Genomic DNA, 23,923 nt, shown 5'->3' on the forward strand with positions numbered 1-23,923 from the left:
CTTGTATCTGCAGCACTTTCATTTGGCGCAGGCTCCGTTTTCGCTGACGCCAAATACCGGCTTTTTCTTCGGCTTGGCGCCCCATGTCGAGGCGCTGCAAGTGCTGCAAACTGCCCTGCAGACGGGGGAAGGGTTTATCAAGGTCACCGGCGAGGTCGGGACGGGTAAAACCTTGATCTGTCGTAAACTGCTCAACGATATTCCCGAGCGTTTTCATTGCGCCTATCTGCCCAATCCCTATTTGAGTCCCAGCGAGCTGCGTTGGGCACTGGCTTTAGAGCTGGGGTTAAAATACAGCGCCGATCTGGATCAGCAGCGCCTCACCAGCCTTATTCAGCAGCAGCTTATTGCGCTGAGCGCCCATGGACACTCCATCGTTTTGGTGCTGGACGAGGCTCAGGCCCTGCCGGATGAGAGCCTGGAGGCATTGAGGCTGTTCACCAACCTGGAGACAGAGAGTCGCAAGCTGCTGCAGGTAGTCTTGTTTGGTCAGCCTGAGCTGGATACCCGACTGAAACAGGCGCAGTTTCGTCAGCTCAGACAGCGAATCACCTTCAGCTATCAACTACGGCCCATGACCGCCGACGAGACCAGAGCCTATCAAGCCCATAGACTCGAGGTGGCGGGGTATCGCGGCGAGGGGCTATTTGGCGCCCGCGAGAGTAAGCGCATCGCTCGCGCCGCAAGAGGAATTCCGAGACTCATCAATATTTTGTCCCATAAGGCGCTGTTGCTGGCCTATGGCGAAGGCGAAGACAGGGTGAGCCTGCGCCACGTGAAGGGGGCGATTATCGACACCCAGGATGCCGACAAGGGGCTGTTGCCCAGGTGGTGGCTGGGCACCTTTGGCGCCGTGTCACTGTGCGCCGGCGCGCTATGGTTTTGGCTTACCCGGGGGCTGGCATGAGCGTCATCAACACCATGCTCAAAGATCTGGATAAGCGCCAGCAGTCCCACGGCCTGGATGAGCTGCCAGTGCCGCCGCTGCAATATCGTCAGGCCCCCCAGCCGCGTCTGCCCTGGTTGTTACTCGCGCTGCTCTCCCTACTGCTGTTGGCCATGGGCTATCTGGCGTGGGATCGCTATGCGGCTCTTGAGCGCACCAACCTAGCACTGCAACAGGATAATCAGATTCTGGCTCAGGAGATCGCCAGCGGCGAACTCAAACAGCCGAGCGTAGAGACGATCGCTTCGAATGAAACGGCACTGGTAGCAGATGAAGCGCCTGCCGAGAAACCAAGGGCTGAGGCTTCACAGATTGCAGATACTCAGGCCACAGCTAAGGTCGAGCCTAGTGCCGACGCTAGTGCTGAGCTCGTGGCTACCCCCAAAACAGCCCCCGTTGCAGAGCCTAAGGGCGAGAGCACGCCTGCCGCTAAGCCTCAGACGGTTCGGGTCGAGCAGGCATCAGACGCCAAGACAGCCAAAGCGACCGGCTCAATGGCGGTGACCGAGGTAAAGCTATCACCCGAGGCGCTGGCCGAGAAACGTTTCAGCCAGGGCAAGTCGGCCCAGGAGGGGGGGCAATTGTCCCAGGCGCTGGATGACTTTAGCGAGGCGATAAGGCTCGATCCTGCCCTGCACGGCGCGCGTCAACATCTGGCGGCCCTTTATTATGGTCAGGGGCAGTTGGGTGAGGCTAAGACAGTGCTGGAACAGGGCCTCGCCCGCTATCCCCAAGAACTTGATTACACCTTCATGCTGGCCAAAGTGTTGGAGGCGCAGGGTGATAGCCAGGGGGCCCTGGCCGCGCTTGGCACGATCCCAGATGATCACCTGCTCGCCAAGCAGAAGTGGGTGCTGCAGAGTCATCTTGCCCAGCAGGCATCGCAATTTGCCTTGGCCGAAGAGAGTTATCGCCGCCTGGCCAGGGTCGAACCCACGCAGGCCAAGTGGTGGATGGGGCTGGCCTACGCCTTAGATTCCCAGCAAAAATATACCAGCGCCAAGCAGGCTTACGGTCAGGCCCTAGGCTTATCCGGCTTGTCGCAGCAGGCCAGCGATTTTATTCAGCGGCGGCTGGCCCAGTTAGGAGATATCGAGTGAAACCCAAGTTAAAGATGCGCCTCGGCGACTTATTGGTACAGGAAGCGATCATCAGCGAGGCACAGCTGGGTCAGGCCCTGGCCGAGCAGAAAAATACCGGCAAGAAGCTGGGTCGCACCCTGATCGATCTCTCCTGCATCACAGAAGAGCAGCTGCTTAAGTTTCTGTCGCAGCAGCTCAATATTCCCTTTTTGGATATCAGCCGCCGGGCTATTCCGCCTCAGGTGGTGAATCTTCTGCCCGAGGTTCAGGCCCGTCGTTATCGTGCCCTGGCGGTGGAAGATAATGGCGACCATGTGCTGGTGGCTATGAGCGACCCAGCCGATCTGCAGGCGATGGACAATATCGAGGTCTTGCTGGCGCCCAAGGCGATTAAGATCGCCGTGGTCACAGAGACCCAGCTGCTGGAGGCCTTCGATAACCTGTATCGCCGCACCGGGGAGATCGCCCAGATCGCCGGTAAGCTGGAGGAGGAATATGCCGCCGACGATCAGTTCGATCTCGCCAGCCTGACCGATGCCGACAGCGACAACGAAACCACTGTGGTTAAGCTGCTGCAGTCGATCTTCGAAGATGCGGTGCAGATGCGCGCCTCAGATATTCATATCGAGCCCGGTGACAAGGTGCTGAGGATCCGCCAGCGTATCGACGGCCAGCTGCAAGAGAATACCCTGCAGGAGGTGAACATCGCCTCGGCGCTGGTGCTGCGCCTTAAGTTGATGGCGGGGCTGGATATCTCAGAGAAGCGTCTGCCCCAGGATGGCCGTTTTCACATGGAGATCAAGGGGCACAAGATAGACGTGCGTATGTCGACCATGCCCATCTATCACGGCGAGTCTGTGGTGATGCGTCTGCTGGACCAGTCCGCAGGCCTGCTGACCTTAGATGAGACCGGCATGCCGGCCGAGATGCTAGCGCGGGTGCGCAGACAGATCAAACGTCCCCACGGCATGCTGTTGGTGACCGGGCCTACCGGTAGCGGTAAAACCACGACGCTTTATGGCGTGCTGAGTGAGCTTAACACCGCCGATCGCAAGATCATCACGGTGGAAGACCCGGTGGAGTATCAGCTGCCGCGTATCAATCAGGTGCAAGTTAACCATAAGATAGGCTTAGATTTTTCCAACGTACTGCGTACCACCTTGCGTCAGGACCCCGACATCATCATGGTGGGTGAGATGCGTGATCAGGAGACGGTGGAAATTGGCCTCAGGGGCGCACTCACTGGTCACTTCGTGTTATCGACCCTGCATACCAATGATGCGGTTACCTCTGCCTTGCGTCTGTTGGACATGGGCGCCGCCAGCTATCTGGTGGCCAGTGCGCTTAGGGTGATCATTGCCCAGCGTCTGGTGCGCCGGGTCTGTCACAAGTGTGCCCAGCCCTATGATCCTAGCGCCGCCGATCATGCCTGGCTTAGCAGCATCAGCGGTCGAGACTTCAGCCAGGCCAAGTTTCGTATCGGCACCGGCTGCCAGAGCTGCAACGGTAGCGGCTATCGTGGCCGTATCGGTGTATTCGAGATCCTGGAGCTGGATGAGAAGATGATCGATGCGATGCGTAGTGGCAATCCCCAGGCGTTTGCCCAGGCGGCCTATCAGAGCCCGAACTTTACTCCGCTGGCCGAGTCGGCGCTCAACTACCTTGCTGAGGGCATGACCACTATGGAAGAGGTGGCCAAGCTTATCGAAGATGCCAGCGATGCCCAGGTGCCCATCTCTCAGGAGATGATCCATCAACATGAGATTGAGGGCTAACTATGCCTGTCTATCAGTACAAGGGGCGTGATGCACAGGGTAATGCGGTTAGCGGGCGACTCGATGCGACCACACAAAGTGCCGCCGCCGATCAGCTGCTGTCTCGCGCCGTGATCCCCCTTGAGCTGGTGGAGGCCAAAGTTGCGCGCGAGTTTCACCTGGGCAGCCTGTTCAAGAGCAAGGTCGGTCTGGATGAACTGCAAATCTTTACCCGGCAGATGTATTCGCTCACCCGCTCGGGCATCCCTATTCTGCGGGCCATCGCCGGCCTGTCGGAGAGTTCGCACTCCAAACGGATGAAGGATGCCCTCAACGATATTTCAGAGCAGCTGATATCTGGTCGTCCGCTTTCATCGGCGATGAACCATCACCCGGATGTGTTTGACGCCCTGTTTGTCTCCATGATCCATGTGGGGGAGAACACGGGTAAGCTGGAGGATGCCTTTATTCAGCTCTCTGGTTATATCGAACGCGAGCAGGAGACCCGCAGACGCATCAAGGCGGCGATGCGCTACCCCATCTTCGTCTTGATGGCGGTGGCCCTGGCCATGGTAGTGCTCAATATCATGGTGATCCCTAAGTTTGCCGATCTGTTTGCCCGTTTCGGCGCGGATCTGCCCTGGGCCACCAAGCTGTTGATCGGCACCTCTAACTTCTTCGTCAACTACTGGTACCTGCTGCTCATCGCCTTGGTGGGCGGCTTCGTGGGGATCCGCTATTGGCACAATACAGAGAAGGGCGAGCAGCAGTGGGACAGATGGAAGCTTAAGATCCCTGCGGTGGGCAGCATCATAGAGCGCTCGACCCTGTCGCGGTATTGCCGCAGTTTCTCCATGATGCTGAGCGCAGGTGTGCCCATGACACAGGCCTTGAGCCTGGTAGCCGATGCCGTGGATAATGCCTATATGCATGACCGCATAGTGGCCATGCGCCGGGGCATAGAGTCCGGCGAGTCCATGCTGCGGGTGTCGAACCAGAGTCAGCTCTTTACCCCGCTGGTGCTGCAGATGGTGGCCGTTGGGGAAGAGACGGGTCAGATAGATCAACTGCTCAACGACGCCGCCGACTTTTACGAGGGGGAGGTCGATTACGACCTCAAGAACCTGACCGCCAAGCTGGAGCCGATTCTCATTGGCATAGTCGCGGTGATCGTCCTCATTCTGGCGCTGGGCATCTACCTGCCGATGTGGGATATGCTCAATGTCGTCAAGGGGGGATAACCCATGGCAGCCATGAGCCGGGAGCTGAGCTGATGGAAAACCAGACACGGGTCGATAGCGAGCTGATGCAGGCCTACGGCAAGATGATCGCCATAGTGGTGCTCTTGCTCATCTTGGGCGTACTGGGTTACGGTTATTTTGCCAAGGTGGATCAGGTCTCTTCTCAGGGGCTGAAGCTGGAGCACAGCCGCCTGCTGAATGTGCTGGCCATGGTGCGCTCTCAATGGTTGGTGCAGGGGCGCCCCGCCGAGATGCATCTCGACTGGTCCACGGCCATGGAACTCAGGGACGGCGAGCAACCCCTGATTAAGATGAGCGATCAGGGGTGGCCAACCTTGGCGCAAATCACAGAGGAGAACTGCAAGACCCTCTGGTGGCAGCTGTTGGGTGGCCGGGATGATTTAGCCAAAATTGTTACACAAGCGGACCAGGCTGGAGAGGTTTGTAGTTATATTGCTAATAACGGTGATCGATTGAGTTATCAACTCACTAGTGGACGCGTTATTTTTTTGACAGATCGCTGAATTTAGCGACTTCTAAGGTTTTATAATTTGCTGTAACTGCTAGAATTATCAGGATTATCTAAGGGAGTTTTTTATGAAAATGCGAGCCCAAAACATGCCAATCAAACAGAGCGGTTTCTCTCTGATCGAGCTGGTGATCGTGATTGTGATCCTGGGAATTCTGGCGGCCACTGCCATTCCCCGTTTTTTGAATGTGACCGACGATGCAGAAGATGCTAGCGTAGATGGCGTAGCCGGTGGTTTAGCCACGGCCGTAAGCTTCGTACGCTCCCAATGGGAGGTGGATGGTCGTAATAATGCCAATGTGGTGCTCGATGGTACGCAGATCTCCCTGGATACCCGTTTCGGCTTCCCAACGGGCTTGACTTCGGGTCGTGGTATAGTGAGTGCGACCGGTATGACAGATGCCGCCTGCCAGGAGGTATTCCAGAATATTCTTCAGGGCGCGCCGCGTAACGTGCTCTTTAATCAGGATGCCCGTAATCAGCGCTTTACCGCGCGTGTACTGGATGGCGCCGGTGGTAATGGTGTTGCCATCGATGGCACTCAGGTGACCAACTTAGATCTCTGTGTCTACCATCAGGTGACCTCGCTGGCATTAAACCCAACCACGGGCGTGCCTACACCTACACCTGATCTGGCCACCGCCAACGCCAAAGGTATCCTCTATAACCCAGGTACCGGTCAGGTGTTGAGTTTTACCAATTAATCTTGCGCCTTGCCCCGGCGAGGCCGACAGAATTTTATTGAAAAGTTGAAAGTTAGCAGAAGCGAAAATAACAAGGGTACGACATGAAGAAGCAAAACGGCTTTACACTGATCGAGCTAGTGGTTGTGATCATCATCTTAGGGATTCTGGCCGTGACCGCAGCGCCTAAGTTTATTAACTTACAGAGTGATGCGCGTGCATCGACGTTGGAAGGTTTGAAAGCCTCGTTGCAAGGCGCCAATACCTTAGTTTATTCCAAAGCTGCTATCCAAGGGCAAGAGTCGAAGTCGGCTGGCACCGTGATTTTAGATGATAAGGGTGATAGTGATACGAGTAACGATGTAACTATCAACTCAGTATATGGTTACTTAAAACAAGCATCGGCCGATTTAGTTTTAGCATTGGATATCGATACGACTTCATCTCAGCCTGAGTGGACGATAGTCGATTCTCCAAATGTAACCACGACTTTAACTGGCGCAATTATTATTCATCCAGGTGATAAAACACCATCTGATACGTCTAAATGTTGGGTTGAGTATAAGCAATCTGCATCTAACGGTGCATTACCTCAATATCAAGTAGAAAAATCAGGTTGTTAATTTAGGGAATGGCAAAAATGAGTAATCAAAAAGGTTTTACATTAATCGAGTTAGTTGTGGTCATCATCATTTTAGGCATTTTAGCTGTGACCGCGGCGCCAAAGTTTATTAACCTTCAGAGCGATGCCCGTAAATCGACAGTCTCTGGATTGGAAGCGGCAATAAAAGGAGCGGACAGCCTTGTGCATTCTAAATCCTTGATTGCAGGCAACGAAACTAAAGCAAGTACCGCAACTCCTGCGCCGACAGTCACGATAGATGCAGCGGGTACAGCAGTGGCGTTGAACTATGGTCATGCCAAGGCGGTTTGGACCGGTAGCTTGGCCAATGCGTTAGACATTAATGCCGCGTCTTCAGGTACCACTGCCGAATGGTTGTATGTTGAAGATTCGGCAACAAACAGCATCTATTTTTATCCACAGGGACAAACTAGCCCTAAAGCTGCCCAAGATGCAGGCACTTGTTATGTGCAATATGTAAATGGGTTAACTGCTTACGGAGCAATTACTGTCAATACAGTCGTTACAGGTTGTTAAGCCTGTTACGTTTCTAAAGGCCTGCAATGCAGGCCTTTTTTGTCTGTGACGAGAGACTAATTACTGAAATCGATGGCAATATTTGCCATACTCTGTAGGTTATTAGAAAGTTTAACGCTATCAGCGTGTTGCGGCTGGGGTGTCGATGAATAAACAACAAGGTTTTACCCTTGTGGAGCTGGTCACTAGCATCATCTTGATTGCCATTTTATCTGTGGTGGTCTTGCCGCGCTTCTTTACCGCCTCTAGCTACAGCGCCTATACCCTGAGAGACGAACTGATTAGCGAGCTCAGGCGAGTTCAGCTAATGGCGCTGAATAATCTGGATCGTTGCTACAAGGTGAGTATGACGGCGACAAGTTATCGTGCCGACATCTATGGCGCCGACTGCAGCAGCCTGTCGGTCAGTGGCAATCCACAATCGCTGCCCCGCCAGACAAGCCTGAGTTTAGGTGGCTTGAACAGCTTCACCCTGACCTTCGACCGTGATGGCAGGGTGACCGGCAGCTGTGCTACGGGCTGCACCATCAAGGTCGCCGCCGATGAAACCTTAGACCTCACCATAGAGAGCCAGGGGTATATTCATGGACGCTAGCAGAGCTATCTTACCAAGGCGCGCCTCAGGCTTTACCCTGATCGAATTGGTCGTGGGCATGATAGTGCTTGGTATCGCCCTGGTTATGCTCACCAGCATGCTGTTTCCCCAGGCGGATCGCGCCGCCGAAACCCTTCACCGGGTGCGCTCTGCCGAGCTGGCGCATTCCCTGCTCAACGAGATCTGGGGCAAACGTTACGATCAGAACAGCAATCCCAATGGCGGCGTGCCCGCCTGTGGCGCGGCGGCCAGGCCAGATCTTGGATTGCCAGCCGGGCTGCCCTGTACTGACGAGGTTAACTTTGGCGCGGGCGGACTTGATCGCAACGCCTATCGCGATGTGGATGACTATCATGGCCTGACCCATGCCAGCAAGATGCTCAACTCTGACCGCACCTATGCTCAGGAATATATTAACTACCAACTATCGGTCAGCGTCACCTATCCCGGCAGCGACAAGAACAGTAAGCTGGTGGCGATCAATGTGACCACACCCAGTGGCGAGGTGATCACCTATCATGCACTGCGGAGTAACTACTGATGCGGCTGCAAACTAACAAGGGCTTCACCCTGGTCGAGATGGTGACCGTTATCATCATACTCGGTATCCTGGTGGTCGGGGTGAGCAGCTTCGTGATCTTGGGTACCCGCATCTTCGTCGAATCCAGTTCTGTGGATCAGGTGCTGAGCCAGAGCCGTTTCGTGATTGAGCGTATGACGCGGGAGCTGCGTAATGCCCTGCCAAACAGCATCAGGGTGGCCAGCTCAAGCGATGCCCAGTGCATAGAGTTTATGCCTATCACTGCCAGCGCCAGCTATATCAATTTGCCCATAGCGCCAGACAGCGCCGCAGACAGCGGCAGCGTGATGCTGCCGGCGCAGGGAATTAACCTGGCTCACAAGATGGTGATCTATCCGCTTTCACCTGCTCAGCTCTACCAAGACAGTCCGTCGACCACACAGGGGCGTATCTTCGATGTTAAACAGATGAGTGGCAATCAGATCGAGTTTAACAATGCGCTGCGCTTCGATGAGGCCTCGCCTCAGAAGCGCTATTTTATGGTCAATGGCGCCGTGAGCTACTGCTTCTTAAGTAGTGGCGATATCAGGCGTTACGACGGCTACGGGGTTCAGACCACCCAGCCGACACCGGCGCAGATGGGGACGGGGGCCTTGATGGGCCAGCATGTGGTCAATAACCTCGGCAGCGAGGAACCGATTCACTACACGCCGGGCACCCTGGTTAACAATGCCGTGGTGCAGCTGTCGCCCCGTTTCGAGGTGAATGGCCAGACGTTTCAATATCAACATCAGGTGCAGGTGATCAATGTTCCCTAATCGAGCCAGGCAGCGAGGCAGCGCCCTAGTGATAGGCATTTTCATCATAACCGTGATGTTTCTGATGGCGGCGGCGCTCGTCAATATCGTCAGCGATGCCGACGAGGGGGTAAACCTGGAGGTCTTGGCGACTCGCGCCTTCGCCGCGGCGAACAGCGGCGCCGATGCCGCCCTGGCGCAGCTGTTTCCCCTAAGCGGTGCTGTGGTCGGTTGTTCTAGCGTCTCTGCTAGTTGGACACCGCCGGATGTGGTGGGCTTTCATGGCTGTAATGTGGTGTTAAGCTGCAGTCAGACCACAGTGGCGACTGGGAGTGGCAGCGTGACCCAATATCTTATCGGCAGTGAGGCGACCTGCGCCGTGGGCAGCTGCGACGGCGATGCCTGTCTACGCGTCAATCGTAAGGTGGAGGTCGAGGCCCGTGAATAGACACCTTCTAAACCTGCTCGCTGGCTTGTTTTTCCTAATCTTCTCCACAGGTGTTTTCGCCGTGCCTCAGTGTGATGCGATCTTTACCGACCCACCAACCGGAAACCATAATCCTGGTTTGGTGCCTCCCGATGATATTGGGCCTAGACTCGGCAACCTTACTTGTACTAAGTGGGGATGTTCTGGGCACAGTCCACAGTTCGCTCCCGGGGACTACGACTTTGCTACTGGTGATTTTCAAAATAAATCCTATATGAGCACCACGGGGAAAACGGCTCGCCTCTACTTCGATAACCTGTCGATGAATAATGCCAGCATCAATGCATCTGGCAATGCCGAAAACCTGATCATCTATGTCAGGGGCGATCTCTCTGTCGCCGGGCAGAACTATATTAATGGCATCCTCTATGTTGCCGGCACTGTGACTTTTACCGGCAATGCTTGGATAGATGGCGCCATCGCATCAGGGGGGAGCCTGAGTTTTGGCGGCAATGGTGGAGCGGATGTCGACCTGGGAGCTGTGGATGATGCCGACTTCGGCGGCATGTGTGATAAGGGCGGGGTGAGTGTTGATCATTACCGGCTCGAATTTACCTCGGATGCGCTGAGCTGCGCCGCCAAAGACATCCTGCTGCGTGCCTGTGTCAACGCCGACTGCTCGACCCAGGCGAGTGTCTCCTCGAGCGTCGAGTTAACCAAGAACGGCCTGAAATATGCCGATGTCGGCTTTACCGGCTCGGCTCAAACCCAGGTGTGGCACCCAGACGGCGGCAGCGTCCTCCTGGGACTTGGCACTACGGCACCATCCGCGCCCTATCGCTGTTATATCGACGGTGCTCTGGTGGCTAATGCCCAGTGCCTGCTCGACTTTGCCGATACGGGATTCTATTTCGATGTGCCCGACAGCACCGCCTGTAAGACGGGTAACAGCTTTAATTTGTTTGCTGTGACCAAGGATACTCAGACTCAGCAGTGTAAGCCCCTGTTTGCCAACCAGACCAAGACGATTAGCTTCGGCTTCGATTATCTGCGTCCGGCAACGGTAAACAATCCGGCCCAGCTTACCCTGAATAGCCTGTTATCGCCGAGTGACTCGATAGCGATCGATGGTGGCGGCACTCAGACAATGCAGGTGCATTTTAACGCTGAAGGAGTTGCCAGTCTGTCGGCCAACTACCCAGAGGCGGGCGTGGTGACGCTTAGCGCCGAACATAACCACACTGTTTCGCGTCCTGCCGGAGGCTCAGAGACGCTAGTGCTCACCCATAGCGATAGCTTTACCTCGGCGCCCGCCGGTTTTCATTTTGCCAATGTCAGTGCCAATGGGCGCTGTGATGCCAGTGATCCCTATGACACTGACTGTAAGGTACTGGCCGCGGCGGGTGAACCCTTTAGCATGCAGGTGACTGCGGCCTGTTGGCAGAGCGAAGACGATAAGGATTTCAGTGACAATAGCGCGCTGCAGAATTTCGAGCATGGCGGCCTGTCTGTGGTGTCACAGGTGGTGCAGCCCGATACCGGGGTAAACGGCGTGTTAGGCCGTGATAGTCTGGCGTTCTCACTGTCATCAGGCGCCAGTGCCCAGATCATCAATGATCAAAGCTGGAGCGAGGTGGGCACCATGCAGGTGACGCTTGGCAGCGATGTCAGCTTTGAGGGCGTGACCATCCCCGCCAGCCAGTCCAGCAGCGAGGTATTTGGCCGTTTCACACCAGCCTACCTAAGCATTACAGGCAATACCCCTGAGGCAGCCCAGAGCTGCGGCGCATTCACCTATCTGGATCAGTCCTTCGGCTTTAAAACGGGCGCTGAGCCAAACATTGAGGTGGCGGGATTAAATGCCCAAGATAAGGTTACCAGCAATTACCAGATCGGCGATTGGTGGCGTTACAAACACAGGGATGAGGCAGATCGCAATCAGTGGGCTGAGCGCAGCTATCAAGACAGCACAGGGCTAGCTGTGATTGGCGACAGTCAGGCGCCGGCACTCTCAGGCCAGGTCAATTATCGCGGCTCACCCAATGTCGCTGAGTTGATCGGCGCCCAGCCGAGTTACCGGCGCACCCAGACGCCACAGGAACCCTTCGATGCCAAGTTTGATCTGGTTTTGTCGGCGCTGGACGTCAGCGATGAAGATGGCATCTGTTATCGCGACAGCGCCTCGGCCCCTTGCCGCGGATTTACCTTTAGCGATATCGGCGACGGTAAGGCCTTCGAGCTGCGCTATGGTCGTCTGGTGCTGGAAAATGGCTATGGCCCTCAGTCGGAGAGCCTGCGGCTGCCGCTACGCAGCGAATATGTTTCAAGCGTGACTGCTGGCGTGCCCACCTGGACATTAAATGGCGATGATAATTGCTCGATTTTTAATACCCAGAACTCCTTAGATGCCGGCGAGACGGCAACCTCTGGCCTGTATCGCGTCCTACCTTCGGGCTTCCCCGACCTGCAGGCCTATAGCGATAGTGGATTGTCGCTGCGCAGTGGCGCTCTGGTGAATGGCGTGGGCAATCTCAATTTTGCCATCCCCAATCAGGCGGGCGAGGTGCCCCTCAAGCTGCATGTTGAACCTTGGCTCAAGGGCTATTGGAACTATCCGGGGAACGCTGCCGATACCTTGTTTGACCCGAGGGCCAATGCCTATTTTGGCACCTATCGCGGACACGATAAGATCATCTATTGGCGGGAAGTGAAATAGCCGATCTACCAATTGCTGAGCGAGTGTTCACTTAGGCTGACACAAGCCTCAATGATGAACAGATATTTATCTAAGGATCAGCATAATATCCTTGTGGAATGCGGGGGGCATTGATAAAGTTACCTGATTTTTATTTTTCCGACTCCACTGAGACAGGCTGGTTACATGTTCAAGAAGCTGCGTGGCATTTTTTCTAACGATCTTTCGATCGATTTGGGTACGGCTAACACCTTAATTTACGTTCGCGAAGAGGGCATAGTGTTAAATGAGCCTTCAGTTGTTGCAATTCGGGGCGAACGCGGCAGCGGCGGCCAAAAATCGGTTGCCGCCGTGGGAACAGAAGCTAAGCAGATGCTGGGTCGTACGCCGGGCAACATTCAAGCCATTCGTCCAATGAAAGACGGTGTGATCGCCGACTTCTATGTGACCGAGAAGATGCTGCAGCACTTCATCAAACAGGTGCACAATAACAGCGTATTCCGTCCAAGCCCACGTGTCTTGGTGTGTGTGCCAGTGGGAGCCACTCAGGTTGAGCGTCGTGCGATTCGTGAATCGGCCATGGGCGCAGGTGCTCGCGAAGTTTATCTTATCGAAGAGCCAATGGCGGCCGCTATCGGTGCCGGTCTGCCTGTGTCGGAAGCAACAGGTTCTATGGTGGTGGATATCGGTGGTGGTACTACCGAGGTGGCCATCATCTCGCTAAACGGCGTGGTTTATTCCTCTTCTGTGCGTATCGGTGGCGATAAGTTTGACGATGCCATCATCAACTATGTGCGTCGTAACTATGGCAGCCTGATCGGTGAGGCTACGGCCGAGCGCATCAAGCACACCATAGGTACCGCCTATCCGGGTGACGAAGTGCTGGAGATCGAAGTGCGCGGTCGCAACTTGGCCGAAGGGGTACCACGTAGCTTTACCCTGAATAGCAACGAGATCTTAGAGGCGCTGCAAGAGCCGCTCTCTGGCATCGTTAGTGCCGTGATGGTGGCGCTGGAACAGTCTCCGCCAGAACTGGCTTCGGATATCTCCGAGCGCGGCATGGTACTGACAGGTGGTGGCGCGCTGCTGCGTGACCTCGACCGTCTGTTGATGCAAGAGACCGGCATCCCCGTGATGGTGGCCGACGATCCGCTGACCTGTGTGGCCCGTGGTGGTGGTAAGGCATTAGAGATGATCGACATGCATGGCGGCGATCTCTTCTCTGACGAAAACTAATTCGGCTCAAGAAAATAGGCAGCAAGACTCTGGTTGCACCCCTGGCGAGGCATAGTAAATGATGGCTCGCCGCCCAGACACCACAAGGTGAATGGGTAAAAAGTGGGTACCGGGTTCGCTGCCTTAAGTGTTTTATGAAACCTATTTTTGCCCGCGGTATTTCGAATCAATTCAGGCTCACATTGGCAATTGTTTTGTCGGTGATCTTACTGGTGGCCAACGATAGGCTGGAACCGGTGCGCCAATCTATCTCCTCTGTGCTCAGCCCACTGCAATACGTGGCTAACATCCCCGGTGCCATCCTGGATTGGTCCGCCGAGAGTATCGCCACCCGTAACATGCTGGCCAAGCAGAACAAGCAGCTGCTGCGGCAACAACTCCTGATGAGCGAGCGTCTGCAGCGCTTCGAGCACCTGAGACAGGAAAACGATCGTCTGCGCGCCCTGCTGGGCTCTCCGGTACACATGGACTCCAAGAAGATGGTGGCCGAGGTGATGGAAGTGGCCAGCGATCCCTTTCGTCACTATGTGGTGCTCAACCATGGTGCCCGCAGCGGCGTCTTCGTCGGTCAGCCCGTGGTGGACGCCCATGGCGTCGTCGGCCAGGTGGTGGAGATCAGCGAGCTAACCAGCCGGGTGCTGCTGATTTCAGACGTGACCCACGCTATCCCGGTGCGGGTGACCCGTAACGATGTGCGCTTGGTGGCCCAGGGGATTGGCGAGCTCGACGAGCTCGAGCTGCGTCACGTGGCCAAGAGTACAGACCTTAGGGTTGGCGATCTCCTGGTCTCCTCGGGTCTGGGTAAACGCTTTCCCGAAGGCTACCCCGTGGCGCGCATCATGACGGTCGAGCGCGACGATGGCCAGAGCTATGCCACTGTCACGGCCCAGCCTTTGGCGGCACTGGATCGTATCCGTTACCTGCTGTTGATCTGGCCAGATGGCAATCAGAGTGAGCAAGCCGAGCCGGTCGAAGCTGAGGCCGATGCCCAACCGCAAGCGGAGGAGACGCCATGAGCATGCATATTCCCCACGGTCGTTGGGTGGTCTGGTTAAGCTTCCTGCTGGCCATGTTATTTCAGATCATGCCGCTGCCGGGCCTGGTCGAGGGCTGGCGTCCCGACTGGCTGCTGTTGGTGATGATCTACTGGGCGATGGCGCTGCCGCACCGCTACAACATCCTTTCGGCCTGGGTGCTGGGCGTCTTGCTGGATATCCTGCTGGGGGCCCACCTAGGCATTCGGGCGCTCTCCATGTCGCTGGTGATCTATGTGGTGGTACTGCATTTCCAGCGCCTGCGTAACTTCCCCATGTGGCAACAGGCTCTGATGGTGGCCAGCCTGGTGTGTCTGCATCATCTGCTGGTGTTCTGGGTACAGTTTGTGGTGAACGTGGCCAGCTTCGATGTCAGCCTGTTCCTGCCCGCCCTGTCGAGTCTGATCATCTGGCCTTGGGTATTTTGGATGCTGAGACGCATTCGACGTATTTATAAAGTGAGATAATGATGCAACTGGTATTAGCCTCTTCCTCTCCTCGTCGTCGCGAGCTGTTGGCTCAAGTGGGTCTTGGCGACCCCGGCTTTGCTTTCGAGGCGCTATCCGCCGACATCGACGAGAGCCATAGGGCAGGGGAAAGTGCCGAGGCGTTCGCGGTGCGTCTGGCGATCGAGAAGGCCAATGCCGGATTGGCGCTGTGGGGGCAATCGGATGCAGTGGTGCTGGGCTCAGATACTATAGTGGTATTGGATGGTGAAATCCTAGGTAAACCTAAGGATGAGCAGGACGCCAGGCAGATGCTTAGCGCGCTGTCGGGCAAGCGCCATAGCGTGATGACGGCGGTAGCGGTCACCGACGGTGAGCGAACCCTGTCTCGATTAGTTGAAACTAAAGTGCAATTTTGCGGCCTAACTGAACAAGATATCTTAGCCTATATCGCCACCGGCGAGCCCATGGATAAGGCCGGTGCCTATGGCATTCAGGGCTTAGGCGGCTGCTTCGTCGAGGCCATCGACGGCAGCTATTCGGCGGTGGTAGGACTACCCTTGGTGGAAACCCGCGCCCTGCTGGCCGAGATTAAGCTGTTATCCGCTTAGCGTTTTACCCAATAGATTGAGCCATTTAGGTCTAAGTTGTTCTAAAATTAACGGTCCTTAGGCCGTTAATGCATTAATCATATTTGAGTGAGTAAACATGAGTCACATAGTCAAAAACAGAGTACAGAAGAAGATAGGTTCTGAGCTATTGATCAATGTGACGCCTACCGAGGCGCGGGTGGCGCTGGTGGAATATGGCATCTTGCAAGAGGTGCATATCGAGCGCCGCATGAAGCGTGGCCTGGTGGGCAACATCTACAAGGGCAAGGTCAGCCGGGTATTGCCTGGCATGCAGGCCGCCTTCGTGGATATCGGCTTGGACAAGGCCGCCTTCCTCCATGCCTCGGATATTGTGCCCCATACCGAGTGTGTCGCCGACGTCGAGAAGGGCAACTTCGTGGTACGTGACATCGCCGAGTTGGTGCGCCAAGGCCAGGACATCATGGTGCAGGTGGTAAAAGATCCCCTGGGCACCAAGGGCGCGCGCCTCACCACAGATATCACCTTGCCCTCACGATATCTGGTGTTCATGCCGGGCTCCAGCCACGTGGGCGTATCGCAGCGCATCGAGTCTGAAGAGGTACGTGCCCGTCTCAAGGGACTGACCGAGCCCTTTGTGGATGAAGATGGTGGTTTCATTATTCGCACCGCCGCCGAGAATGCCGGTGAGCAGGAGCTGATCCAAGACGCGGCCTTCCTACGCCGGGTCTGGGCCAAGGTTTGCGAGCGTCGCAAGCGTCCAGGCGTCTCTCTGCTCTATCAAGATCTCGCCCTGCCTGTGCGTATCGTGCGCGACTTCGTCGGCACCGAGCTGGATCAGATCCAGGTGGATTCCGGGCAGACCTATGAGGAGCTGCTGCAGTTTACCCAAGAGTTTATGCCCGAGATCGCCGACAAGATAGAACACTATTCCGGCCGGGTGCCCATCTTCGATCTCTATGACGTGGAGAACGAGGTGCAGCGCGCCCTGGGACGCAAGGTGGAGCTCAAGTCAGGCGGTTACCTGATCATAGATCAGACCGAGGCCATGACGACTGTGGATATCAACACAGGCGCCTTCGTCGGCCATCGCAACCTAGAAGAGACCATATTCAACACCAACCTGGAGGCAACTCACGCCATCGCCCGCCAACTGCGCCTGCGTAATCTGGGTGGGATCATCATTATCGATTTCATCGACATGCTGAACGAAGATCATAAGAAGCGTGTGCTCAGCACCCTGGAGGCGGCACTGGCCAACGATAGGGTGAAGACCAATGTCAGCGGCTTCTCGGGGCTCGGCCTGGTGGAGATGACCCGTAAGCGCACCCGCGAGAGCCTGGAGCATGTGCTGTGCGGCGAGTGTCCGGCCTGTTTCGGCACAGGTAGCCTGAAGACGGTCGAGACGGTTTCTTACGAGATCTTCCGCGAGATCATCCGCCTTAATCGCGGCTATGATGCCGACGAGTTCCTGGTCTACTGTGCCCCGACTGTCTACAACAGCCTCACCGGCGAAGAGAGCCATCTGGTGGCTGAACTCGGCGCCTATATCGGCAAGCATGTTCGCCTACAAAACGAGCCCATGTATGCGCAAAACAAATTCGATGTGGTGATAATGTAGTGTCACGCCCATTCTGTCCCCGCACCTTCGGCCGCCTATGCTGGCAGATGATCGCCATCATAGTGGTGCTTTTCGCCTTGAGCGTCAGCCTGTTCAGAGGCCTGCTACCTAAGCTGGATCAGGTCCGTCAGGAGCTGGTGAGTTATATCTATGAGCAGTATCAGGTCAAGGTCGAGGTCAGCGAGCTTACCGCCGAGTGGCAGGCGTTCGGCCCTGCGGTGACCATCAAGAATCTGGTCTTGCCGGTGCAGGAAAACCTGCCGGTCACCTTCATCATAGACAATGTCCACCTCAAGTTGGATTTCTGGGACAGCCTGGTCTCGGCGTCGCCCCAGATAGAGAATGTGATCTTCGAGGGGGTCAAGATTGCCCTGGATCTCGACCGTATCAGTCAAGCCGGTAACGGTCAGCAGAGCAGCGATGCGCCAGTGGCAGAGCAAAATACCGATTGGCTCTATGCACTGATGCTGGAGCAGTTCGACCGCTTTGCCATCACAGATGTGACCATGCAGCTGATCAGCAGCTCTCACAAATACCGACCTATCCATATCAGGGATCTGCGCTGGCGCAATCTGGCGGGTCGCCACAGAGCCGAGGGCGCGCTGTTCCTCGACGAGCAGGCCTCTGAGGTCGAGCGTCTTTCTCTCGCCGTCGATATTCGTGGCGATGGCCATAGCCCAGAGTCCTTGACCGGTCAGCTCTATCTGGCGGCTAACTCGCTGGATCTTGGTGAGTGGGCATCGCGCCAGGAAAATCCTTATGCCTCGGGCAAGAAGCTGCCGCTCGAGGGGGTGGTGAACCTGCAGGCCTGGGCCGAGTTCTCTAACCGCGCCTTTACCGCGGCGACGGTCGCCTTCGAGCCGAGCTGGCTACAGTGGCAGCTCAAGGGTGAGCAGCAAAAATTTGAAATTAAGGCTGGCCAGCTTAACTGGCAGCCGCAGGTCTCTGGCTGGCAACTGACCAGCTCAGACCTAGCCTTCGTCACCAATGGTCAGGCCTGGCCGGCGCTGCATATCGGCGCGCGCAAGCGTGACGATCGGCTGATGGCCAGTATCAATCAACTCGATGCCGAGGTCTTGTTGCCTCTGTTGCCCCTGGTGCCCGGCATGGAGCTCGATGGCCTCTACCTGTGGCAGTCGATGGATCCCAAGGGCAGCATAGAGCAGCTCAAGCTGGGTTACGGTGCGCAGCAGGGCTTTGCCCTGTCGGCGCAGCTCAAGCAGATTGCCTGGCAAGGCAGCGGCGCCATCCCAGGGGCTGAGCCGATCGACCTTATGCTCGGCAAGCAGGGCAGCGACCTCTATCTGTCTGCGCCTGAGCAGCAGTATCACTTGGATTTTAACGGCGGCTTCGAAGAAGCATTGTCCCTCGCGGGTGACGCCTTCACGGTGAAATATGCCCTGGGCGAGGCGGCGCTGATCGCCCCTAAGCTGCATTTTTATAATGCCGACCTGGATCTCGATGCGGCCATGAAGCTGGGCTTTGCCGGTGAGGCCAGCCTCAACCTGCTGGCCGATGTGCAGGTGAAGAACGCCGCCAGGGCCAAGTACTATTTCCCTAAGCATGCCATGTCCGAATCTCTGGTCGATTACCTCAGTGGCGCCATCAAGGCGGGGCAGAGCCAGGACGCCAAGGTGGTGTGGAACGGCCCGCTGAAGCATTTCCCTTACGATGATAACAGCGGTGTATTCCAGGCCGGTTTCTCATTGAATCAGGCCCGCTACAGGTTTCAGCCCGATTGGCCCGAGGTGACCGACCTGAGCCTAAATGCTCTGTTTGAAAACGCGGCCATGGATATCTGGGTGAACAAGGGGATGTTGATGCAGGTGCCGGCCGACGGCGCCCATGTTGCCATCCCGCGCATGAGCCATCAGACGCTGCTGACGGTGAAGGCGGATCTGCGCACTCAGGGCGAGGCCGCCAAACAGGTGCTGCAACGCTCCCCCCTGGCCGATACGGTCGGGGCCACGCTAGAGGTGGTGCAGGTGCAGGGTGAGGTTTCGGGCAAGCTGGATCTCAGCATCCCCCTCTATCATGGTGGCAAAGAGGCGATACTGGGACAGGTGAAGTTCGACAATACCCCTGTCTATATCAGCGAGCCGGGGGTACAGCTAGATGGGGTGACCGGCGAGGTCTACTTTGCCAACGAGGTGGTCACAGGTGAGAAGATACAGGCGCGTCTGTTCGAGCAACCCGTGAGTTTCACCTTCGACACAGGCAAGACCAACAAGCACTATGGCCTGAATCTGGATATGCAGGGGCAGTGGGCGCTGGCCTCGCTGCCGGCGATGTTGGACAACCCGCTCAAGGATTACTATAGCGGTGAGCTGGATTGGCAGGGCGCCATGACGCTGATCTTCGATGAACTGGGTTATCGTATTCAGGCCCAGGTGAAGAGTGACATGCAGGGCGTCGAGCTGAGCCTGCCGGGTAAGTTTGCCAAGACGGCCGACAGCCCGCGAGCCCTCTCCTTCGAGCTGATCGGTGATAACAAGCAGGCCTCGTTAGGGGCCAAGCTTGGGGATCAGATGGAGTTCTGGGGGGGATTCGACGAGGAGTCGGGCGACCATTTGGCGCACTTCGACCTGCTGCTGGGACGCCTGTTTAAGCCGGGCGACCAACTCAAGCGTCAGGCCGGCCATCTGCAGCTGGATATGCCTGCCACCGAATTTGCCCCCTGGCTGCCCATCATCAAGGGATTCATGGGCGATGCCGCACTGGAATCCTCACTGGACATGGCCATGCGGGAAGCCTTAGCGGAGCAGGCGCCGGAGACTCCGCTGGTACAGGCTGATACCGAGCCTAAGAAGAGCAGCTTCTTCCCGCCGCTGATTGCGGTCGACGGTCAGGTACGCCAGTTGAACCTCTATGGGCAGCCGCTGACCGAGCTGAACCTGGAGGCGCGTCCCACAGAACATGGCTGGCGCTTCAAGGGCAACGCCAACGAATTTAGCGGCCGGGTGGACTTCTATCCAGACTGGTCGACCCAGGGCTTAAAGCTGGTGGCGAGCCGATTTAATTTTGCACCTGAGAGCAAGGAGGGCGAAGCCTCTGAGGTTGCCAGCAATGAGGTGCTCAGCATACTGCCGCCGTTGGCGGTGGATGTGGATCAGTTTAGCGTCTATGGTAAGCCGCTGGGCCACCTGGTGTTGCAGGCGACGCCCAAGAATGGCGACTATCAGATCCAGACTATCGCCATCACGACCCCGGGGATCACCCTCAAGGGTAAGGGCGCCTGGTCCAACAGTGAGGGGCAGAACCTGACCGAGTTTCAGGTGGATCTTAAGGCCAAGCAGTTCGATGAGGTCTCAGAGCGTCTGGGCATAGACCCCGGCCTCAAGGAGGCGCCGCTGGATCTGCAGGCCGAGCTGTCTTGGCAGGGGGCGCCCTATGCCTTCTCGCTGGAGACCCTCAACGGCCAGATCAGTTACAAGCTGGGCAAGGGCCACCTGTCTGAGGTGAGTGACAAGGGGGCGCGCATCTTCTCCCTGTTCAGCCTGGATTCCTTGCTGCGTAAGCTGTCGCTGGATTTCTCCGATGTCTTCGGCAAGGGGCTTTACTTTAACGCCTTTACCGGCACCCTTAAGCTGGATAACGGTGTGGTCAAGACAACAGACTCCGAGATGGATGCGGTGGCCGGTAACATGAGGGTGCGGGGCTATACCGACCTCACCACAGAGAGCCTCAACTACGACATACGCTTCGTGCCGCAACTGGCCTCAAGCGTGCCGACCGTGGTGCTGCTCAGTACCGGCGGTTGGACCCTGGGCCTGGGCGCCTTCGCCCTGACCAAGGTGTTGGAGCCGGTGATCGAGGTGATCTCTGAGATCCGCTTCAGGCTGACGGGCACCATGTCTGAGCCTAAGCTGGAGGAGCTGGAGCGTAAGAGCAAGGAGATAGAGATCCCCGAGTCTGTCTTGCCGCGTCAACAAGCGCCTGGCGTAGAAGCTAAGCCAGAGAGCGTGCTGCCAGAAAGCAAACAGCCAGCGAGCGAACAACCAGCGCAACTAAAACAAGAGCAGCAAGAACAGAATCCGGCGCAGTCTGGGGCAGACGCTCTGCCAGCAGAGGCGGCGGGTGAGCAGGTGATGCCATCGGGCGTGGAGATCCCTAAGCCGGCGGTCGTCGCCATGCCAGAATTTAAGGAGACGCCCACAGGGCAGCAGGCGCCAGTGGAGCAACAAACCGAGACGCCGCAACAGCAAGAGTCACAGGAAAAGCCAGTGAGCAAGGAGTCAAGCGATGCAGGTCAGCCTATTACAATGTCAGAGTGGTCGCGACGTCGAGGAGAACCTCAGCTTTATTCGCGAGCAGCTTGATGCCTTAGTCGGTGGCGAGCGCCCCCATCTGGTGGTGCTGCCAGAGTGCTGCCTGCTGTTTGGTGGCCATGAGCGTCAACAGCTGGCCTATGCCGGGGACGATGCTGGTAGCGAACTCAAGCAGACCCTGGCCGCGCTGGCGAAGCAATATGGTATCTATCTGGTGGCGGGCACCATTCCTATCCTGGCCGATGAGGGGCGGGTGTTCAGCCGCAGCTATCTGTTTAACGATAGCGGCGAGACCCTAGGTCACTACGACAAACTGCACCTGTTCGACGTGGATGTGGACGATGGCACTAAGTCTTACCGGGAGAGTGACACCTTTTGCCCCGGTGAGGCAGTAACCGTTGTCGATACGCCTTTCGGTAAGGTCGGGATGGCGATATGCTATGACATCAGGTTTGCCGATCTATTTCGCGCCATGCGTCTACAGGGGGCGGAGATCATCGTCCTGCCTGCGGCCTTTACCAGGGTGACCGGGCGGGTGCACTGGCTGCCCCTGCTGCAGGCCAGGGCGATAGAGACCCAGTGTTTCCTGTTGGCGGCGGCCCAGTGGGGCGAGCACAACCAGGGGAAACGTGAGACCTGGGGACACTCCTGCGTCATAGATCCCTGGGGAGAAGTGCAGGCGATCAAGCCCGAAGGTTGTGGCTGGTTGTCGGCAGAGATAGACCTTAAGGCCATAGAGGGGATACGTCGTAACATCCCAGTGGTCGAGCACAATCGTTTCGAGCCACCCAAATTAAAGAGATAATAAAATCGCGCCTTCCATGCGCCATAGAGAGAAAATTAATGCCATTTTTAACCCAAGTAGAACAGAGCCTCTTGCAAGACGGATTGTCGCTGGATCAGTTGCAAGGCTATATCAATAGCATTCATCAGCATCAGGTGGACTTTTCCGATCTCTATTTTCAGGGCAGTCGCCACGAGTCTTGGGTGTTAGAAGATGGCATAGTCAAGGAAGGCAGCTTCCATATCGAGCGTGGTGTGGGCGTGCGTGCCATCAGCGGCGAGAAGACAGGCTTCGCCTATGCCGACGAGATCAATCCCGTAGCATTGAGTGCGGCGGTCGAGGCGGCTCGCGGCATCTCTGCGGCGGGCAATAGCGGCCGCGTTCAGGCCTGGAAACAGCAGAAGGTGACGCCTCTGTATCAGAGTGCTGACCCTATTGCTGCCATGGAAGAGGTGAAGAAGATTGAGCTGCTCAAGCAGGCCGACGCCTATGTGCGCAGCCTGGATCCGCGCATCATACAGGTGGTGATCAGCCTGTCGGGCGTGCATGAAGAGATCTTAATCGCGGCCAGCGACGGCACCCTGGCGGCAGATATTCGTCCCCTGGTACGTTTCAACTGTAGTGTGGTGCTGGAGCAGGAAGGTAAGCGTGAGCGTGGCGCCAGCGGTGGCGGTGGACGCCATGACTACCAAGTATTTTTCGAGTCGGGCGAAGATGGTCTGCCTAGCTGTTTCGCCTTTGCCCGCGAAGCCGTGCGTCAGGCATCGGTCAATCTAACCGCCATAGATGCACCGGCCGGTGAGATGCCTGTGGTACTGGGCGCGGGTTGGCCCGGGGTACTGCTACATGAGGCAGTGGGTCATGGTCTGGAAGGCGACTTTAACCGTAAGGGCAGCAGCGCCTTTAGCGGCCTGGTCGGCCAACAGGTGGCGTCAAGCCTGGTAACTGTGGTGGACGATGGCACACTGGAAAATCGCCGCGGCTCGCTCAGCATAGACGATGAAGGGGTTCCTACTCAGAAGACTGTGCTTATTCAGGACGGCATCCTCAAGGGTTATATGCAAGACAAGCTCAACGGCCGTCTTATGGGCCAGGCCTCAACCGGTAATGGTCGCCGCGAGTCTTATGCCCATCTGCCGATGCCGCGCATGACCAATACCTATATGGAAGCCGGCGACAGCTCGCCTGCCGACATCATCAAGTCGGTGGACAAGGGTATCTATGCGCCTAACTTCGGCGGCGGTCAGGTCGATATCACCTCGGGCAAGTTTGTGTTCTCGGCGTCTGAAGCCTATCTCATCGAGAAGGGCGAGATCACCCAGGCGATCAAGGGCGCGACCCTGATAGGTAATGGTCCCGAGGCCATGGGGCAGATCTCCATGGTGGGTAACGATCTGGCGCTCGATAAGGGCGTCGGTGTCTGTGGCAAAGATGGTCAAAGTGTGCCCGTGGGCGTGGGCCAGCCTAGCTTGAAACTCGACCGCTTGACGGTAGGCGGCACGGCGTAATTTAGTCG

At 56.7% G+C, this 23,923-nt stretch carries 21 protein-coding genes; all 21 read left to right on the forward strand.

The genetic code is table 11. The annotated features are described in order from the left end of the window. Position 1: 1 nt before the first annotated feature. Complete coding sequence (locus K0H81_RS02035) at positions 2 to 907, forward strand: ExeA family protein (RefSeq protein WP_220059712.1); 906 nt, start codon at positions 2 to 4, stop codon at positions 905 to 907. Next, entirely contained in the window at positions 904 to 2,046 is a 1,143-nt protein-coding gene (locus tag K0H81_RS02040) for a tetratricopeptide repeat protein (protein ID WP_220059713.1), read from the forward strand. The genes K0H81_RS02035 and K0H81_RS02040 overlap by 4 nt, the downstream gene beginning before the upstream one ends. Beyond that, positions 2,043 to 3,803 (forward strand): GspE/PulE family protein, encoded by a 1,761-nt coding sequence (locus K0H81_RS02045; RefSeq protein WP_220059714.1) that lies wholly within the window; start codon positions 2,043 to 2,045, stop codon positions 3,801 to 3,803. The genes K0H81_RS02040 and K0H81_RS02045 overlap by 4 nt, the downstream gene beginning before the upstream one ends. Positions 3,804 to 3,805: 2 nt before the next feature. Next, the gene (locus K0H81_RS02050; RefSeq protein ID WP_220059715.1) at positions 3,806 to 5,023 is read left to right on the forward strand and encodes a type II secretion system F family protein; all 1,218 of its coding nucleotides are present in this window, start codon (positions 3,806 to 3,808) and stop codon (positions 5,021 to 5,023) included. A 32-nt stretch (positions 5,024 to 5,055) separates the two neighbouring features. Continuing rightward, the gene (locus tag K0H81_RS02055) at positions 5,056 to 5,547 is read left to right on the forward strand and encodes a hypothetical protein (RefSeq protein ID WP_011864200.1); all 492 of its coding nucleotides are present in this window, start codon (positions 5,056 to 5,058) and stop codon (positions 5,545 to 5,547) included. A 94-nt stretch (positions 5,548 to 5,641) separates the two neighbouring features. After that, a complete protein-coding gene (locus tag K0H81_RS02060; protein ID WP_220060774.1) occupies positions 5,642 to 6,256 on the forward strand; it encodes a pilin in 615 nt (204 codons plus the stop codon). An 83-nt stretch (positions 6,257 to 6,339) separates the two neighbouring features. After that, complete coding sequence (locus K0H81_RS02065) at positions 6,340 to 6,858, forward strand: type II secretion system protein (protein WP_220059716.1); 519 nt, start codon at positions 6,340 to 6,342, stop codon at positions 6,856 to 6,858. A 17-nt stretch (positions 6,859 to 6,875) separates the two neighbouring features. Then, positions 6,876 to 7,394 carry a type II secretion system protein gene (locus K0H81_RS02070; protein ID WP_286670488.1) on the forward strand — a complete coding sequence of 173 codons (519 nt, stop codon included), beginning with the start codon at positions 6,876 to 6,878 and terminating at the stop codon, positions 7,392 to 7,394. Positions 7,395 to 7,539: 145 nt separating this feature from the next. Continuing rightward, a complete protein-coding gene (locus K0H81_RS02075) occupies positions 7,540 to 7,989 on the forward strand; it encodes a type II secretion system protein (RefSeq protein WP_220059718.1) in 450 nt (149 codons plus the stop codon). Further along, positions 7,979 to 8,530, forward strand: a complete 552-nt coding sequence (locus tag K0H81_RS02080; RefSeq protein WP_220059719.1) for a type II secretion system protein — start codon at positions 7,979 to 7,981, stop codon at positions 8,528 to 8,530. The genes K0H81_RS02075 and K0H81_RS02080 overlap by 11 nt, the downstream gene beginning before the upstream one ends. Continuing rightward, positions 8,530 to 9,327, forward strand: coding sequence for a PilW family protein (locus K0H81_RS02085; protein ID WP_220059720.1), 798 nt, complete (start codon positions 8,530 to 8,532; stop codon positions 9,325 to 9,327). The genes K0H81_RS02080 and K0H81_RS02085 overlap by 1 nt, the downstream gene beginning before the upstream one ends. Then, on the forward strand, positions 9,317 to 9,754 hold the full coding sequence (locus tag K0H81_RS02090; protein ID WP_220059721.1) for an MSHA biogenesis protein MshP: 438 nt from the start codon (positions 9,317 to 9,319) through the stop codon (positions 9,752 to 9,754). The genes K0H81_RS02085 and K0H81_RS02090 overlap by 11 nt, the downstream gene beginning before the upstream one ends. Then, the gene (locus K0H81_RS02095) at positions 9,705 to 12,449 is read left to right on the forward strand and encodes a DUF8470 domain-containing protein (protein WP_491573766.1); all 2,745 of its coding nucleotides are present in this window, start codon (positions 9,705 to 9,707) and stop codon (positions 12,447 to 12,449) included. Before K0H81_RS02090 ends, K0H81_RS02095 begins: the two co-directional genes overlap by 50 nt. A 165-nt stretch (positions 12,450 to 12,614) precedes the next feature. Next, positions 12,615 to 13,664, forward strand: a complete 1,050-nt coding sequence (locus K0H81_RS02100) for a rod shape-determining protein (protein ID WP_011864209.1) — start codon at positions 12,615 to 12,617, stop codon at positions 13,662 to 13,664. A 134-nt stretch (positions 13,665 to 13,798) separates the two neighbouring features. Beyond that, positions 13,799 to 14,680, forward strand: a complete 882-nt coding sequence (gene mreC, locus K0H81_RS02105; protein WP_220059723.1) for a rod shape-determining protein MreC — start codon at positions 13,799 to 13,801, stop codon at positions 14,678 to 14,680. Continuing rightward, positions 14,677 to 15,165 carry a rod shape-determining protein MreD gene (mreD, locus tag K0H81_RS02110; RefSeq protein WP_011864211.1) on the forward strand — a complete coding sequence of 163 codons (489 nt, stop codon included), beginning with the start codon at positions 14,677 to 14,679 and terminating at the stop codon, positions 15,163 to 15,165. The genes mreC and mreD overlap by 4 nt, the downstream gene beginning before the upstream one ends. Positions 15,166 to 15,167: 2 nt before the next feature. Then, positions 15,168 to 15,755 (forward strand): Maf family protein, encoded by a 588-nt coding sequence (locus K0H81_RS02115; RefSeq protein ID WP_286670489.1) that lies wholly within the window; start codon positions 15,168 to 15,170, stop codon positions 15,753 to 15,755. A gap of 97 nt (positions 15,756 to 15,852) precedes the next feature. Beyond that, positions 15,853 to 17,355, forward strand: a complete 1,503-nt coding sequence (gene rng, locus K0H81_RS02120) for a ribonuclease G (protein ID WP_011864213.1) — start codon at positions 15,853 to 15,855, stop codon at positions 17,353 to 17,355. Next, a complete protein-coding gene (locus tag K0H81_RS02125) occupies positions 17,355 to 21,674 on the forward strand; it encodes a YhdP family protein (protein ID WP_220059725.1) in 4,320 nt (1,439 codons plus the stop codon). The genes rng and K0H81_RS02125 overlap by 1 nt, the downstream gene beginning before the upstream one ends. Continuing rightward, positions 21,598 to 22,428, forward strand: coding sequence for a carbon-nitrogen hydrolase family protein (locus K0H81_RS02130; RefSeq protein ID WP_220059726.1), 831 nt, complete (start codon positions 21,598 to 21,600; stop codon positions 22,426 to 22,428). The genes K0H81_RS02125 and K0H81_RS02130 overlap by 77 nt, the downstream gene beginning before the upstream one ends. Before the next feature lie 38 nt (positions 22,429 to 22,466). Beyond that, the gene (gene tldD / locus K0H81_RS02135; RefSeq protein WP_220059727.1) at positions 22,467 to 23,915 is read left to right on the forward strand and encodes a metalloprotease TldD; all 1,449 of its coding nucleotides are present in this window, start codon (positions 22,467 to 22,469) and stop codon (positions 23,913 to 23,915) included. Positions 23,916 to 23,923: the final 8 nt, after the last annotated feature.

Origin of the sequence: Shewanella halotolerans (genome assembly GCF_019457535.1) — a bacterium.
Classification (GTDB): Bacteria; Pseudomonadota; Gammaproteobacteria; order Enterobacterales; family Shewanellaceae; genus Shewanella; species Shewanella halotolerans.

Bases quoted from the DNA above. Each gene is read 5' to 3' on its own strand.
- K0H81_RS02040 (WP_220059713.1), top strand. From the start codon at position 904: ATGAGCGTCATCAACACCATGCTCAAAGATCTGGATAAGCGCCAGCAG.
- K0H81_RS02050 (WP_220059715.1), top strand. From the start codon at position 3,806: ATGCCTGTCTATCAGTACAAGGGGCGTGATGCACAGGGTAATGCGGTT.
- K0H81_RS02055 (WP_011864200.1), top strand. From the start codon at position 5,056: ATGGAAAACCAGACACGGGTCGATAGCGAGCTGATGCAGGCCTACGGC.
- K0H81_RS02060 (WP_220060774.1), top strand. From the start codon at position 5,642: ATGCCAATCAAACAGAGCGGTTTCTCTCTGATCGAGCTGGTGATCGTG.
- K0H81_RS02065 (WP_220059716.1), top strand. From the start codon at position 6,340: ATGAAGAAGCAAAACGGCTTTACACTGATCGAGCTAGTGGTTGTGATC.
- K0H81_RS02070 (WP_286670488.1), top strand. From the start codon at position 6,876: ATGAGTAATCAAAAAGGTTTTACATTAATCGAGTTAGTTGTGGTCATC.
- K0H81_RS02075 (WP_220059718.1), top strand. From the start codon at position 7,540: ATGAATAAACAACAAGGTTTTACCCTTGTGGAGCTGGTCACTAGCATC.
- K0H81_RS02080 (WP_220059719.1), top strand. From the start codon at position 7,979: ATGGACGCTAGCAGAGCTATCTTACCAAGGCGCGCCTCAGGCTTTACC.
- K0H81_RS02085 (WP_220059720.1), top strand. From the start codon at position 8,530: ATGCGGCTGCAAACTAACAAGGGCTTCACCCTGGTCGAGATGGTGACC.
- K0H81_RS02090 (WP_220059721.1), top strand. From the start codon at position 9,317: ATGTTCCCTAATCGAGCCAGGCAGCGAGGCAGCGCCCTAGTGATAGGC.
- K0H81_RS02095 (WP_491573766.1), top strand. From the start codon at position 9,705: ATGCCTGTCTACGCGTCAATCGTAAGGTGGAGGTCGAGGCCCGTGAAT.
- K0H81_RS02100 (WP_011864209.1), top strand. From the start codon at position 12,615: ATGTTCAAGAAGCTGCGTGGCATTTTTTCTAACGATCTTTCGATCGAT.
- mreC (WP_220059723.1), top strand. From the start codon at position 13,799: ATGAAACCTATTTTTGCCCGCGGTATTTCGAATCAATTCAGGCTCACA.
- mreD (WP_011864211.1), top strand. From the start codon at position 14,677: ATGAGCATGCATATTCCCCACGGTCGTTGGGTGGTCTGGTTAAGCTTC.
- K0H81_RS02115 (WP_286670489.1), top strand. From the start codon at position 15,168: ATGCAACTGGTATTAGCCTCTTCCTCTCCTCGTCGTCGCGAGCTGTTG.
- rng (WP_011864213.1), top strand. From the start codon at position 15,853: ATGAGTCACATAGTCAAAAACAGAGTACAGAAGAAGATAGGTTCTGAG.
- K0H81_RS02130 (WP_220059726.1), top strand. From the start codon at position 21,598: ATGCAGGTCAGCCTATTACAATGTCAGAGTGGTCGCGACGTCGAGGAG.
- tldD (WP_220059727.1), top strand. From the start codon at position 22,467: ATGCCATTTTTAACCCAAGTAGAACAGAGCCTCTTGCAAGACGGATTG.